This is a genomic window from Mucilaginibacter sp. Mucisp73, from assembly GCF_059491465.1.
In genome coordinates this window covers 513,777-528,648 of sequence record NZ_CP168507.1, presented here as the reverse complement: position 1 = coordinate 528,648, position 14,872 = coordinate 513,777, and the positions used below count along the sequence as shown (strand labels likewise).

Genomic DNA, 14,872 nt, shown 5'->3' with positions numbered 1-14,872 from the left:
TCAACAGAAAAACTACAACTTGCCGGTCCTTAAAATCTCTTTTTATAACGATAAATAGTACCATGCGTTGCCTGTTGGAAAAGGTATGGCAGGAAGAAAAACCTTAATTTTTCCATACTTTCAGCGATAAAACAACCACGTAACAATATATTTACATGATTTAATACATAATATTCCCTACCAATCCGGGCTTTAAATGACGCAAGGATGACAGAAAGAAGAGAGGGTGTCACATTTCAGAAAACTATTTCAAAATGGTTTGAACATTTTGTTTAAAAAGCATATCAATCCTTCTCTTCTTCCCCGATGGAGAGGGCGGGGGTGATGAGGCGACCGACCTTTACAAATCTCTCAAAAACGGTTTCGGTATGTGGTGCGTCGGCAAGTTCATCTGTCAAATCCTGTCCGGCCCAGTGCTCATAATGTTTCCCGTTTCGCCACAGTCGGCTTTCAGTTACATCATAAATATCACCTTTATAGGCAACCCAGATCCGGGGCTTATCCTGACCATTGCGTAAGGCCAGTTGTGATTTGGTGTATTCTGGCAACTCACTCATCGGCTTAACTTCTGTTGTTTAAAATATTCAAAGAATCCAATGTTCATGAGCAGTAAAGCCATCAGGTAAAAATGATCCTCAAACGGGATAGTGCCAACCCGCTTTCCGAGGTTTTCGGCATTATTGTACAATACTATTGGGACGGAGGTTAATATGCCGTTTACTATATAAAATGGTAAAAGCGCTACAATATAAGCCAGGTAATAACGATTAACCCAATCGGCCTTAAAAACGTATTGAATCAGCACCACAAGCAATAGTAATAAGCCAAACGTAACTACGGTATAAAGCCGGTCGTGATAAAATATCAGCATCAGGATACTCAGCAATATTACCATACTACTTATAATACCGGTAAGCCTGAAAGGCATCAGCCATTTAACATAGTGATTAAGGCAGGCGTAAATAAATATACAGGCAAACGGTACCGTTAAAAAGAATAGTATTTCCTCTAAAGGCAAACCAAAAAACTTAACGCCTATGATGTATGCCGGATTGAACGACCAAACACCCCTGACGGTAAAAAGCACATCCCAAAACAAAAAAAACAAACCGGTAACGGCCATGCCGGGCCATATAAATTTCCAGGTTTTGTAAAACTGCACCCTTTTATCAAATGAAAGCACAACGGGAAAAAATACCGTTAGCAGGTTGATCAGTAAATAGGTGTATCTCACGTAAGTTCGGTTAAGTGTTTATTGAGTGCCTGGCTTTGGGCAGGAGTACATCTTTTGGAATGAAGGAGGAATTTGATAATCTGGATGGTCAATTCCTTATCAGCCGAGCCATAATTCTTTTTACCCAGTTGAGCTATGATATCGTCAGTATCCGCAGCAAGGTCTTTATTAAAACCTAAAATGGAAGGCACGTTATGTTCTACAGAAAAGCGCATGAACCTGATCTCAATATTATGCGGATCGTCAATTAATGCCTGCTTAAATACCTTTTCCGATCTGTTAAGATATTTCAGTTTCAAATATGGGTTCCAGGCATGCTTGGCTTTTAAGGCAAGCAGGCCGCCTATGAAACCATTCACTATACCACTCTTTTCTTTGATACTATTAAGATTATTATACAATGAATCGGTGGTTTTGCTTTTATCAATAGCAATAAGCATTTGCTTACGCAGTACTTTCAGATTAGGCTCTTCAGCATTAGCGGTTTGCAACTTGAATACAACTGCCAATATACTGGCTACAAAAAAGATCTTCCTTAACATTAAATAACATTTAACTTTTGCTGCAGAACAGCTTTGATGTACAAACTCATTTTACGCGCATCAGAAACCCTGATACGTTTTTGCAGTATTACGTTGGCAGGCGTGTAACTTATTTTTTTAAACAACTGCAGGTAGTAAATATAGGCAATATAAACCCCAAGCCTCGTACCAGCAGGCAGGCATTTTATTCCCTCAAATGCTTCGTCAAAATCGTGTTTAATTTCCGCCTCAATGGCAAGCTTATCATGCTCGGTAAAATTATTGAAATCGATCCCCGGAAAGTATGTGCGCCCGCGTTCTGTATAATCTGCCTTAACATCCCGCAAAAAATTGATCTTTTGGAAAGCAGCCCCCAGGCTTCGGGCCTTGGGTACAAGAGCCTGGTAAAGACTATCATCATTGGTAAAAACACGCAGGCACATCATGCCGATAACTTCTGCCGAACCATAAATATAAGTTTGGTAACTGCCCTTATCATAGGCTTTGTTATCCAGGTCCATTTCCATTGATCTCAGAAAAGCCCTGATCAATTCATGATCGATCTTAAACCGGTTAACTACCTGTTGAAAAGAATGAATTACGGGATTAGTGCTGATCCTTTCTCTGATAGCCTTGAAAGTATCTTCCTCAAACCTGCTGATCAGTTGCTGCTGATTATACCCATGAAAGGTATCTACAATTTCATCGGCGTAACGTACAAAGCCGTAGATAGCATAAATGGGATAACGAAAACTTTTATCGAAAGTTTTAATGCCGAGACTAAAGGATGTGCTATATTTTTTAGTTATCAGTTTACTGCATTCAAAACAAGTTTCATCGTACAGGCTCATCATCGGCACTCGCGTGTTCATTTTTTCAAAAGTACAAATTCAAAGCGGTATTGTTTTTTATAGGCCTAAAACATTTTGCTTATCTTGGGCTTCACATTAAACATGAGCAGCAAGCATATTATTGTTATTGGTTCGGGCTTTGCTGGTTTATCGGCGGCCTGTGTTTTGGCTAAAGAAGGCTATAAAGTTACCATATTGGAAAAAAACGACCAGCCCGGCGGCCGTGCGAGGGTCTGGGAGCAGGATGGTTTCAGGTTTGATATGGGGCCAAGCTGGTACTGGATGCCCGACGTATTTGAAAACTTTTTTGCACTGTTCGGCAAAAAAACTTCCGATTATTACCAGTTAAAAAGATTGGATCCCGGCTACCGTATTTATTACAGCAAAAATGAAATATTTGATGTCCCCGCGGACATGATTGAGCTTGAAGCCCTGTTTGAACAAGCCGAACCTGGCAGTAGTAAAGCATTACAGGATTTCTTAAACCAGGCGGCATATAAATATAAAGTAGGCATGGGTGAGTACGTTTTCCGCCCCTCCTATTCCATCACCGAATTTATCGACTTTAACCTGATCAAAAAAAGCTTCAGCATGCAGCTGCTTACCAGTATGAGCAGCCATGTAAGCAAATATTTTAAAAACCCCAAACTAATTAAATTACTGGAGTTCCCAGTGTTATTTTTAGGAGCCACCCCGCAAAATACCCCGGCCATGTATAGCATGATGAACTATGCCGACCTTGCCCTGGGCACCTGGTATCCCATGGGTGGTATGAACGAAATAGTAAAAGCTATGGTAAGCCTGGCTACCGAACTGGGAGTTGAGATCAGGCTCAATACAGAGGTTACAAAAATCAACATAGAGGGTAAACGGGTTGATAAAATCCAAACCAATAACGGCGTATTCACTGCCGATATGGTAATTGCAGGGGCAGATTATGAATATGTTGACCAGCATTTAATTGAGAAACCCCATCGTAACTATACTGCTAAATATTGGGATAACCGGACGATGTCGCCATCGAGTTTATTGTTCTATATCGGCACCAACAAAAAAGTGCCAGGCATACAGCATCATAATCTATTTTTTGACGAAGATTTTGAATTGCATGCCAAAGAGATCTATGCTGTGCCCCAATGGCCTACCAATCCGCTGTTTTATGTTTGCTGCAGTTCAAAAACGGATAACATGGTTGCCCCAGAAGGCGGCGAGAACCTGTTTTTCCTGATGCCGATAGCGCCGGGCTTAAATGATGACGAAACCATCCGCGAAAAATATTTTAATCTGATGATGGACAGGTTTGCCCATATCACCGGGCACGACATCCGCGACTCAATTGTAGTGAAGCGGAGTTATGCGCTTAATGATTTCAAAGTAGATTATCATTCATTTAAAGGCAATGCTTACGGGTTGGCAAATACACTTGCCCAAACTGCTTTTTTTAAACCCGCCATGCGGGCAAAACATATCAACAACCTGTTGTATACCGGCCAGCTCACTGTACCCGGGCCTGGCGTGCCACCGGCAATTATCTCGGGGCAGGTGGTAGCGAAGGAGGCAATGAAGAAGTTGGCGTAGTAGCAATAACAGCGATGTCGTAAACATGACGTAAACAAGTCGGCAGTTAATATCTTTAGCCTGTTATACTTTTGTTCAGCAAAATATATCAATATGAAAACCTATAACCCCGGAAAAAAGATTAAAGAATTGCGCAACCGTAAAGGATTAAGCCAGGAAGAATTGGCTGAACAAGCCCAACTAAGTTTAAGAACCGTACAACGAATAGAAAACGATGAAACAGATGCAAGGGGCGATACACTTAAAAGACTGGCAACCGCGCTAAATATTACCCCTGAAGATTTAACAGAATTACCTTTCGAGCCGGCAGGAATTTTGAATTATGATAGCAGAAACTTCTTACTACAATTCAATTTATCAGCCCTAAGCTTCATTATATTCCCGATGTTAGGAATAGCATTGCCCCTGGCCTTGTGGTTATCCAACAGAAAAAAAATAAAAGATATAGATAAACCTTGTAAACGGCTTATCAATTTTCAAATATCATGGTGTTTAGCTATCGTTTTAACAGCTATTGTTCTTTTTAACCATGAATTTTTTCATATTCCCTCATCTATATTGAACCTTGGCGCGGGCGAACTTATATTATTGAGTATGCCGTTGTTTTATGCTATAAACTTTATTTATATTGTTTTCAACAGCGTACTGATATATAACACCCGGCAAATATTTTATCAGCCAGCTGTACCTTTTTTAAGATAACACAACCCCATTAATAGCCTGGGCTAAAACAAGAAACCCGCCTCATGGGCGGGTTTCCTATATATATGATGGAGTTTAATTGAACATTAATTCTCTGCGTAAACGGGTTTGGCGATGCCGTTATCATATGCCTTAAGGTTTTTCTTGAGCAGTTTGCGTGCTACGTGTATCCGGGTTTTTACCGTACCGATCGGGATATCCAGGTGATCGGCAATTTCATGGTATTTATGACCTTCAAAGTACATAGTGAAGGGTACATAATAATCTTCGGGCAGCCTGTCTAAAGCTTTTTTAATATCATCCATAACAAATTTGGCTTCGCCCTGGTTTTTGGTTGAACTGAATACCAGGTTTGGTGATGAAATTTCATCACTCTTGGTAACAAAAGTGCTCATTTTAACAAAACGGCGATAGTTGTTGATGAATGTGTTTTTCATGATGGTATATAACCATCCTTTTAAATTGGTGCCTTCCTTAAACTTGTTGTAGTAAGTTATGGCCTTCAACATTGTATCCTGGACAAGGTCGTTAGCATCGTCTGCGTCGTGCGTGAAATGTAAAGCGTATGATCTTAAAGAAGTCGCCTGACGTAGTACAAGGGTGTTAAACTCAATCTTTGTCATTTTGTTAAAGTTTTGTGTTAACAATTAGACAAGCATGATGCCATTAAGCCAAAGTGTGTAGTAAAAAGTCCACATTTAAACATCGGTATTGAAACTCACCCATTGTGTAATATTCACACATTGATAACAAATACCATACTGAAAAACAGGACGTTATGAATTTTAACATTCGAGAATCAAACTTACTCAGGGAACATTTGTAACAGGAATGTTATTTAGAAGAAAATTTATTAAAAATGAAAATTCACTTTAAATAAACTTATTTAACTAATAATATTAACCTCACGTTGTAGTGTAACGCCAAATTTAGTGTACACACTGTCTATGATTTGCGACGAAAAGTTATACACTTCCTGTCCCGTAGCGCCTCCGTGGTTCACTAAAACCAGGGCCTGGTTTTTCCATGTTCCTGTGTGGCCAACGGTTTTTCCTTTCCATCCACATTGTTCAATGAGCCATCCGGCAGCCAGTTTTACGCCGCCATCAGCAGCAGGATAGTTTACCACATCAGGAAATTTAGCTTGCACCACAGCAAATTCTTCGGCACTGATCACCGGGTTTTTAAAGAAGCTGCCCGCGTTTCCTATAGTTGACGGATCGGGTAATTTGGATACCCGGATATGTGCCACCACCTGCGATACATCTTTAATAGTAGGGTTTGAGATACCCCTGTTTTGTAATTCTTGCTCAATAGCCCCGTACCTGGTGTTAATGCTTGCCACCAGCGATAAGCGGAACTTTACAGACACTATAATATACTGTCCCTTCAGCTCGGCTTTAAAAATGCTTTCGCGGTAACCAAATTTACAATCCTCTTTGCTGAAAATTCTGAATGTTCCTGTCGCTATTTCAAAAGCGCGGCAACTGTGAAATACATCTTTAAGCTCAACGCCATAGGCGCCAATATTTTGTATAGGCGATGCCCCTACCGAACCCGGGATCAGGCTCAGATTTTCGACACCAGCATATTCATGCGCAACGCAATAATTAACCAGGTCATTCCATACCTCGCCACCACCCGCTTCTATATAAACATCATCATGACTAATCCGGTGCTCAATACCGCGGATGTTCATGCGCACAACCAGTCCGTCAAAATCATCAACCATAAGCATATTGCTGCCGCCACCGAGTATTAGTCGCTCTGTTTGCTGCCACTGCGGGTCGGCAAACAGCTCGGCAAGCTCATCTTCATGGGCAATTTCCACAAAGTAGCGGGCACGGGTATCAATACCGAAAGTGTTAAAATTTTTGAGGGATACGTTTTCCTGTATTTGCAGCATAGTTCTTTGATTTCGGATCTCGGATGTTCGATTTCGGAGTTTTCAGCGCAAAAATAGTTAAAAGATAGTGATTGTTTGATTTTGTCTGAACCGGGATTTTAGTGTTTTTTTTGGATTAGCCGGCTTTTGTCTAAGCTCGATTTTTTTGAATTAAAAGAATAAACAGAATGCAAAGCAAATTCGATAAATTCTCTTAATTCCTTTAATTCGGGTTCAGACTATCTTCTGTAAATTCTTAAATCCTGAAAATTCTGATTCAGACAACTACTCCCCACCCAACCGTTAAAATTTGTTAAATAATTTCAAAACCATTTGCAAATACGAAACCTATCGTAGATATTTGTACGAAGAAATTCGTAATATAGAAACAGATGGAAATTAAACCAACAGAAAGCGAACTCGAAATTTTACAGGTGATCTGGAAAAAGGGCCAGTGCACCGTACGTGAAGTTCACGAGGAGCTTGCTAAAAACAAGGATGCCGGTTACACCACCACCTTAAAACTCATGCAGATTATGCATGATAAGGGAATGGTTGAGCGCGACACCACTTCAAAAACCCATGTTTACAAGGCTTTATTCACAATGGAGCAGGCCCAAAGCAACGCTCTGGATAAAATCTTGTCTACTGTATTTAAAGGCTCCACTTCCGATTTGGTGATCCAGGCGCTTGGCCAGCACCGCGCATCAAAAGACGAGATTGACGCTATTAAAAATTTTTTGAATCAATTTGATCAGGATAAAAAATAAACGTGATGGAAAATTTATTCTATAATATAAGCCAGGTGTTGGGCGTAACTATTCTGCAATCGTTATGGCAGGGTTTGTTAGTTTGGTTTGCCTTAAGGTTAGTGTTTATTTGCAGGCCGCAGTTATCGGCCATTAAAAAGCACAATTTGGCCATGGGCGCCATCCTTGCCATAAGCGCCTGGTTTATATACACGTTTATCCATCAGTTCAGGCTGCACGAGTGGATCAATTATACATCCGCCAATGCACCATCTTTATTACCACGTTTCTACCTTCCGCTGCATGAAGTAGCATTCAAACCGCAAAGCAATTATTACGAATACGTTATAAAAGGCTATCTGCCTTATATATCAGCCCTTTATTTTGCTGGTTTGGTATTTAACCTGCTTAAAGTAAGCTTAAGCTGGCAAAGGATCAGCCTGATAAAACGTACCATGGTACCCGCCGACAGGCTGCAGGACTTTGCTGATGAGCTTTGCCAAAAGGTGGGCATTACTAAAAATGTGTGGGTAAACTTTAGCCGTATGGTTGATGCCCCTTGTATGATAGGCTTTTTAAGCCCCATTATTTTGTTGCCGATAACCCTTACTACATACTTATCGGCTACCGAGGTTGAAGCCATTTTACTGCACGAGCTATCGCACATTAAACGTAATGATTACCTGCTGAACCTGATGCAGCAATTTATTTCCATACTGTTATTCTTTAATCCCTTTGCCCAATTAATTAATCGAATCATTAACCAGGAGCGCGAAAACAGCTGCGATGACCTTGTTGTGCAAACAACACAGCAACCCTTGATCTATGCACACGCGCTTTTGAAGCTTGAGCAAACCAGGCAGCAGCATTTACAGCTGGCCCTGGCTGCTAATGGCAAAAAATATCATTTATTAAACAGAATTGAACGCATCATGAAAACAAAGAAACCTATAGGCAATATCCGCCACCTGCTTGTGGCCATTGCCATAATGGCTGCCGGCGTTAGCAGCATTGCCTGGCTAAACCCCACCATAAAAGATGGCAAGCTCACAGTTAAAAAAGTTGCTGCGCCTGCCGCCTTACATGCTCTATTTGTGGAAGATACCATACGCAAGGTGGCTCCTAAAACTAAAAAACCTGTAACCTATAAAAAGAAAACCCAGGCCGAAATAGTTAGAGCCAAACAACGCCATGATTCTTTTAACTACGACGGTTTTAACGATGCTGAGCTTGAAAAACTCAGCGCCGAAGTAAACAAACAAGGCGAGCTGATTGGTAAATACTACAACAGCAATGATTTCAAAAAGCAACAGGAAATGCTTGAAGCTAAAAGCAAAGCCCTGCAGGCCTATTATAATACTGAAGGCATGGAAAAAATGAAGCTGGAAATGCAAAAAATGGGCGAAGATTTTCAAAAGGAATATGGCGAAACTTCCGAATCTAAAAAAACCAGCGAACAGATGGGTGAGATAGGCCGCAAGATCGGTGCTTATTACAGCAGTCCTGAGTTTAAAAAAATGAACGAAGAGCTGGAGAAAAAGTATGGCATTCCGCATAACCGCGGCTATAATAGCTATAATGACGACAGAGATCCTAATTACAAAAAGTACCAGGACGAGCTGCAAAGCAAGATCCCGGCTGATGTGAAGGCGCAAACAGAGCAGTTGAAAAACCTGGGCCAAAAAATCCGCAGCCGCTATGACTCGCCGGAATTTATTGCAAAAAGAAACCGTATGCAGGCCATGGGCGATAGCATCAGGATGGCCTACAACAATCCCGACATGAAAAAACTACAGGAGGATATGAGGGACATTGGCCGGCAAATGCGCGGCTTCCAGGATAGCCCTGAAATTAGGGCCGCACAACAACGGCTTAAAGAAGCCAGCAAAAAACTGCGGGACTATATGAAAAGCCCGGCGTTTAAACAAAAAATGAAACTTTACCGCGATAAAATGGATAAAGACTTTGATTATAAGTTTGACAACGACGATAAAGAGGAGATCAAAGCCGATACAGCTGACTAAATAAATTAGCAAAAAGCATTAAAAATATTTTTTAAAGAGCCTTAATTTGTAATTTAGTGTCCTCAATAAAATGAGGACACTTTTTTTATGCTTCAAAAGCTAACCATTAATAACTATGCGCTTATCGACAACCTGGAGATAGGTTTTGATAGCGGTCTGAACATATTAACCGGCGAAACCGGCGCAGGTAAATCGATCATATTGGGTGCCCTTTCACTTATTTTAGGACAGCGGGCCGAAAGTAAATACTTTTTCAACCAGCAGAAAAAATGCGTTATTGAGGGCACTTTCAAAATCAGCGGCTTTCATTTGGCCGATTTCTTTGAAGAAAACGATCTCGATTACGAAACGGAGACCGTGCTACGCCGGGAGATCTCGGCCGATGGCAAATCTCGTGCTTTTGTGAACGATACCCCGGTTAACCTCTCAGCCCTGAAACAGTTGGGCGAAAAACTGATAGATATCCACTCGCAGCACGCTACATTGGAAATTAATGACCCGGATTTTCAATTGTTAGTAGTTGATTCGGTTGCGCGTCATTCAGATTTACTGTTTGATTATCAAACAAAATTCCGAGCCTATAAAAAATCATTGAGTAAGCTTAACCAATTGATTGCCGAAAGCGACAAGGCAAAAGCCGATCTGGATTATTTCCAGTTTCAGTTTGATGAGTTGGAAAAAGGTGCATTGGTTGCCGATGAGCAGGAACATTTGGAACTGGAGCTCAACACCCTTAATAATGCAGAAGAAATTAAACGCAGCCTTTTAGGCGCTAATTATCTTTTACAGGACGGCGAGGCTGCCGCATTGATCCAGTTAAAAGAAGCTGGACAGGCTTTAGGTTCGATAGAAAAATACAATCCTGCTGTTGCCGAATTACATCAGCGTATCAATAGCATTATTATTGAACTTAAAGATATCGCCGCCGAAATTGAAGGCATCGAGCAGCATACTTTTATTGACGAAGCCCGTGCCGAAGAGGTGAACAACCGGTTAAGCATGATCTACAATCTGCAAAAAAAGCATCGGGTAAATACCATCGCCGAGCTATTGCAGATTCAGGAAGAATTATCAGACAAAGTGCAGCAAGCCCTTTTTGGTGACGAAGCTATCGAAAAACTGCAAAAACAAATTGCCGCCGATAAAGCCGAACTTGAAAAGCTGGCGACGCAGTTATCAGTCAACCGCAAAAAAGCTATCCCGGATATTGAGAAGCAGGTGTTGGCAACGCTGGCCGAAATGGGGATGGGAAACTCGAGTTTGAAGATTGAGCAGACGCCCCCCCCGCCCCCTAAAGGGGGTGCTGATAGCCCTAAAGCTATGCTTACGGCTACGGGGATTGATAATATTAAGTTTTTATTTTCGGCCAATAAGGGGCATGCTTTGGCAGAGATGAGCAAGGTGGCATCAGGCGGTGAGCTTTCAAGATTAATGCTGAGCATTAAATCTATCGTAGCGCAATACACAGCCCTGCCTACCATTATTTTTGATGAGATAGATACAGGCGTATCAGGCGAAGTTGCCAACAAGGTTGGGCAGATCATGGAGTGCTTAGCCCAAAACCTGCAGGTAATTACCATTACCCATTTGCCGCAAATTGCCAGCAAGGGCCAAAGCCATTATTTTGTTTATAAGGATGACAGCGAGGCGGCTACTTTTACCCGCATTAAACAGCTGAATAATGATGAACGGGTATTGGAAATTGCCAAAATGCTAAGTGGGGATAAGCCGGGTGAGAGTGCTTTGCAAAATGCGAGGGAACTGTTGAGCGTTTAGTCAAGTGATTACATATAACCTAAACCGTGATGAGAACATTTTTATGCGCGATACTGCTGCTGGTTTCGATCAATTTATCGGCTCAAAAAAGCAAACCCGATACGGTTATTAAGCGTGACACTATTAACCTGCGTGGGCATATTTACGACAACATGGGTAAACCCATCAGGCACATCGGTATACAATCAACAAACACCTGGATGGAAGCACCTTCATGGCACGTGGGCACTATGACCGATACTACCGGTTATTTTGAATTAAAAGGGGCAAAGTTTAATGATACGCTAACTTTTGAAGAAAGTGTGTTATATAATGCCGTCCCGGTTTATAATAAAGGTAGCAGGTATATGATCATTTACTTGGCTTCGTTACCTCCGATAGATATAACTGCTCAAAACCCTATAGCTATTACCGCTGTTCGTAAACACAAAAAAGTGACACCGATATTTAACGTAACTTACAGTACAGCTAATATTGATAAATTTAGCTTTCAAGCACCCCCAAAATTTGAAGGCGGAAACGGGCACTTTACTGAACTGATAAAACAGCAGCTACATTACCCACCCAAAGCTATTGACAATAATATTGAGGGTACTGTAACCGTAGCTTTCCAGGTTGAAAGAGACGGCTTCCCTGTTAAATTTAAAGTATTGAAAGGTATAGGTTACGGCTGCGAGGAAGTGCTGATCAACATTATCAAATCCCTCCCCCACTGGCGACCGGCGATTGAAAATGGGAGACCGGTGGCGGTGCCTCAAACTGTTTCGGTTGAATTTAAACTAACTGATAAATAATTATAACTTTGCTTCAATTATAAAAACTTAACAAATGGCTTATAATTTATTAAAAGGTAAAAAAGGCATCATTTTCGGTGCACTAAATGAGCAATCAATAGCCTGGAAGGTAGCACAGCGTGCCGTACAGGAAGGTGCTGAAATTGTATTATCAAACGCCCCTATTGCTTTACGCATGGGCGAACTCAATAAACTGGCCGAAGAGTGCAACGCGCCGGTTATTGGTGCCGATGTTACCAATGGCGATGATATCAACAACCTGTTCACCAAAACCATGGAGCATTTTGGCGGCAAGGTTGACTTCATCCTGCACTCAATAGGTATGAGCGTTAACGTACGCAAAAACATCCCGTATTACGAAAACAACTACGAATTTACCCACAAAGGTTTCGATATATCTGCGTTAAGCCTTCACCGCATTTTGCAGGCTGCCATGAAACATGACGCTATTAATGAATGGGGATCGGTACTGGCTTTAAGCTACATCGCTGCCCAACGTTACTTCCCTGGTTATAATGACATGGCCGATAACAAAGCAGTTTTGGAAAGCATTGCGCGTAACTTTGGTTACGAATATGGCATGGCTAAAAAAGTACGTGTTAATACCATCTCTCAGTCGCCAACCCGCACTACTGCAGGTTCAGGCGTAAAAGGCTTCGACGGCTTTATTGAGTTTGCCGAAAAAATGAGCCCGCTGGGTAATGCAGATGCAGATCAGTGTGCCGATTACTGTGTTACCATGTTCAGCGATTTAACCAAAATGGTTACTATGCAAAACCTGTTTCACGATGGTGGTTTCTCATTCACCGGCGTAACCCAGGCGGTTATTGATCAAATGGGAAAGTAATTACCAAACTCTTATAAATAGAAAAAGGAGTTTTGCACAGTGCAAAACTCCTTTTTCTATTTAGTGAGGTGCCATTCATTAATTATGGTACCAATACTATTTTTACTTTCAGTGGCCCGGGAATGCCTGGACCTGTAGGCACGCTGCCATCCGCATTCTGAGCATCAATGTATAATTTGCCCGTTTCGTAAACAAAGCGGTAACTTACTCCACCATATACATCCGGTAATTGCTCAAAAGTACCATTATCTTCCAGGTATACCAAGACAGCGCCATGGTTGTTGTAATAGTCTGTAATTTCAGGCACTGATAAAGTTGTTGTATACCTATTGGGATCGGTAGTGTCATGTACAAAAGCCGGAGTGGTATCAAAAATAGTGGTAGCACTCGGGCTGGTAGTTACATATTCCTTTTTACACGATGTTGCAGCAAGTACTATAGTGCAGCAAATTAAAGTCAAGATTTTTTTCATAAAGTATTGCGTTAGTTATTATAACTGTTTGAACAAATTTTTGTTCAAAGGTTTAAACGTTTTTTAAATTATTTTATTTCGGATCATCGTTTCTGAAGATTTTTTATGCGGCCATACCGATTAACTAATATTTTAGTTTAACTTTAACTATGCGTAAGCCCTTATTGCTTTTATTGTTACTGATACCTGCGTACTGTATGGGCCAGGTAAAAATTACCGGCAAAGTAATTAACATGACCGATACTAAGCCTGTGCCCAATGCCAGTGTGTTTTTAAACAATGCCCAGGTAGGCAACAAAACGGCTGATGACGGTACTTTCACCCTCAGCAACGTAAAGCCCGGCAAGTATGATTTCATTATATCCATAGTAGGTTATGAAACCTATACCTATAGTTTGCAGGCGGGCAGCACCAATATCAACCTGGGTACCATCAGCATTATCCCCAAAACTTTTCAGTTAAATGAAGTTAAGATCAGGCCTGATCCTAACCGTGAAAAATACTATGCTATTTTCAGGCAGCAATTTTTAGGCTATTCGGACAATGCCGCTAAATGTAAAATCCTGAACTCAGATGTGCTTGATTTCGATTATGATGAAGCTACCCGAACCTTAAAAGCTACTTCTCACGATTTTTTGGAGATTGAAAACAAGGCACTGGGTTATATGATCCGATACAAATTAACCAACTTCAATTACAACCCGGCAAAAGCCATGTTGTATTATGAGGGAATCTCCAACTTCCAAGACCTGAAGGGAACCGAAAAACAAAAGCGTAAATGGCGTAAAGAACGACAATCAGCGTACCTTGGTTCATATATGCATTTCTATCGGTCGGCTATAAAAGATAGTCTCACACAAGAAAACTTTGTTGTGATGCGCCTGATCCGTAAACCCAATCCAAATTACCACGGTGGCCTCAATAATAAATACCTGCAAAGTCTTGTCAATAAACCCTTAGACAGGGCCGACTTTTTCAAGCTAACAGACCAGGAAGGCTTATTTGCTATAGGATTTACCGATTGCTTGTATGTTATGTATACTAAAAAAGGCCGAGCCCCTTCAGATAATACCGTACAGGCTTTTAATATGCCTAACAATGCCACAACCATTATTTCTTTCGATGAGCCATATGCCTTTTTTGATAACAATGGTATTGTAGCTAATCCTCATTCTGTAATCTATGAAGGTGACTGGGGCATAAGTCGCGTTGCCGAAATGTTACCGGTTGATTATGAGCCGGTGGTGGAAAAGAAGTGAGTCTGAATCAGAATTTTCAGAATTAAAGGATTTACAGAATATTGTCTGAACTCGAATTAAACGAATTGAGTGAATTATCAGAATAAAAAGGCAATTAAATAAATTCTTAAAATTCAAAAAATTCGAGTTCAGACAAAAATCCGATTAATCCCCAAAATCCACTAAAATCCCGGTTCAGAC

15 protein-coding genes are annotated in these 14,872 nt (G+C 41.0%); 8 read left to right on the top strand and 7 right to left on the bottom strand.

Annotation, left to right across the window (positions count from 1 at the left end; genetic code table 11):
• Window positions 1–284 precede the first annotated feature (284 nt).
• From ACEN82_RS02325 to ACEN82_RS02310, 4 genes are read right to left on the bottom strand one after another with little or no spacing between them, the layout of a single operon-like run.
• Complete coding sequence (locus tag ACEN82_RS02325) at window positions 285–557, bottom strand: cytochrome b5 domain-containing protein (RefSeq protein ID WP_413320280.1); 273 nt, start codon at window positions 555–557, stop codon at window positions 285–287.
• Window positions 554–1,234: a lycopene cyclase domain-containing protein gene (locus ACEN82_RS02320; RefSeq protein WP_413320282.1), complete on the bottom strand. Its 681-nt coding sequence runs from the start codon at window positions 1,232–1,234 to the stop codon at window positions 554–556. The genes ACEN82_RS02325 and ACEN82_RS02320 overlap by 4 nt, the downstream gene beginning before the upstream one ends.
• Window positions 1,231–1,776 (bottom strand): hypothetical protein, encoded by a 546-nt coding sequence (locus ACEN82_RS02315; protein WP_090528709.1) that lies wholly within the window; start codon window positions 1,774–1,776, stop codon window positions 1,231–1,233. Before ACEN82_RS02315 ends, ACEN82_RS02320 begins: the two co-directional genes overlap by 4 nt.
• On the bottom strand, window positions 1,776–2,627 hold the full coding sequence (locus ACEN82_RS02310; protein ID WP_413320284.1) for a phytoene/squalene synthase family protein: 852 nt from the start codon (window positions 2,625–2,627) through the stop codon (window positions 1,776–1,778). Before ACEN82_RS02310 ends, ACEN82_RS02315 begins: the two co-directional genes overlap by 1 nt.
• Before the next feature lie 81 nt (window positions 2,628–2,708).
• Here ACEN82_RS02310 and crtID point away from each other — a divergent pair, with 81 nt between their 5' ends.
• Window positions 2,709–4,184 carry a bifunctional phytoene desaturase/3,4-desaturase gene (gene crtID / locus ACEN82_RS02305; RefSeq protein WP_413320286.1) on the top strand — a complete coding sequence of 492 codons (1,476 nt, stop codon included), beginning with the start codon at window positions 2,709–2,711 and terminating at the stop codon, window positions 4,182–4,184.
• A 93-nt stretch (window positions 4,185–4,277) separates the two neighbouring features.
• Window positions 4,278–4,886: a helix-turn-helix domain-containing protein gene (locus ACEN82_RS02300; protein WP_274986728.1), complete on the top strand. Its 609-nt coding sequence runs from the start codon at window positions 4,278–4,280 to the stop codon at window positions 4,884–4,886.
• A gap of 86 nt (window positions 4,887–4,972) precedes the next feature.
• On the opposite strand, the gene ACEN82_RS02295 is transcribed toward ACEN82_RS02300, so the two are convergent.
• Window positions 4,973–5,509, bottom strand: coding sequence for an RNA polymerase sigma factor (locus ACEN82_RS02295; RefSeq protein WP_090528721.1), 537 nt, complete (start codon window positions 5,507–5,509; stop codon window positions 4,973–4,975).
• A 263-nt stretch (window positions 5,510–5,772) separates the two neighbouring features.
• Window positions 5,773–6,810, bottom strand: a complete 1,038-nt coding sequence (gene murB, locus ACEN82_RS02290) for a UDP-N-acetylmuramate dehydrogenase (RefSeq protein ID WP_413320342.1) — start codon at window positions 6,808–6,810, stop codon at window positions 5,773–5,775.
• A gap of 353 nt (window positions 6,811–7,163) precedes the next feature.
• On the opposite strand from murB, the gene ACEN82_RS02285 reads away from it, so the two are divergent.
• The 5 genes from ACEN82_RS02285 to ACEN82_RS02265 all read left to right on the top strand — a co-directional run bounded on the left by ACEN82_RS02285 (window position 7,164) and on the right by ACEN82_RS02265 (window position 12,961).
• On the top strand, window positions 7,164–7,541 hold the full coding sequence (locus ACEN82_RS02285; protein ID WP_091165901.1) for a BlaI/MecI/CopY family transcriptional regulator: 378 nt from the start codon (window positions 7,164–7,166) through the stop codon (window positions 7,539–7,541).
• Between the two features lie 5 nt (window positions 7,542–7,546).
• A complete protein-coding gene (locus ACEN82_RS02280; protein ID WP_413320289.1) occupies window positions 7,547–9,544 on the top strand; it encodes a M56 family metallopeptidase in 1,998 nt (665 codons plus the stop codon).
• Between the two features lie 87 nt (window positions 9,545–9,631).
• The gene (recN, locus tag ACEN82_RS02275; protein WP_413320291.1) at window positions 9,632–11,320 is read left to right on the top strand and encodes a DNA repair protein RecN; all 1,689 of its coding nucleotides are present in this window, start codon (window positions 9,632–9,634) and stop codon (window positions 11,318–11,320) included.
• Window positions 11,321–11,349: 29 nt separating this feature from the next.
• Window positions 11,350–12,114, top strand: a complete 765-nt coding sequence (locus ACEN82_RS02270) for an energy transducer TonB (RefSeq protein WP_413320293.1) — start codon at window positions 11,350–11,352, stop codon at window positions 12,112–12,114.
• 34 nt (window positions 12,115–12,148) lie between these two features.
• Entirely contained in the window at window positions 12,149–12,961 is an 813-nt protein-coding gene (locus ACEN82_RS02265) for an enoyl-ACP reductase FabI (RefSeq protein ID WP_413320295.1), read from the top strand.
• A gap of 82 nt (window positions 12,962–13,043) precedes the next feature.
• Here ACEN82_RS02265 and ACEN82_RS02260 read toward each other — a convergent pair whose 3' ends face one another.
• Window positions 13,044–13,433, bottom strand: coding sequence for a hypothetical protein (locus ACEN82_RS02260; protein ID WP_413320297.1), 390 nt, complete (start codon window positions 13,431–13,433; stop codon window positions 13,044–13,046).
• A gap of 149 nt (window positions 13,434–13,582) precedes the next feature.
• Here ACEN82_RS02260 and ACEN82_RS02255 point away from each other — a divergent pair, with 149 nt between their 5' ends.
• Complete coding sequence (locus ACEN82_RS02255) at window positions 13,583–14,692, top strand: carboxypeptidase-like regulatory domain-containing protein (RefSeq protein ID WP_413320299.1); 1,110 nt, start codon at window positions 13,583–13,585, stop codon at window positions 14,690–14,692.
• Window positions 14,693–14,872: the final 180 nt, after the last annotated feature.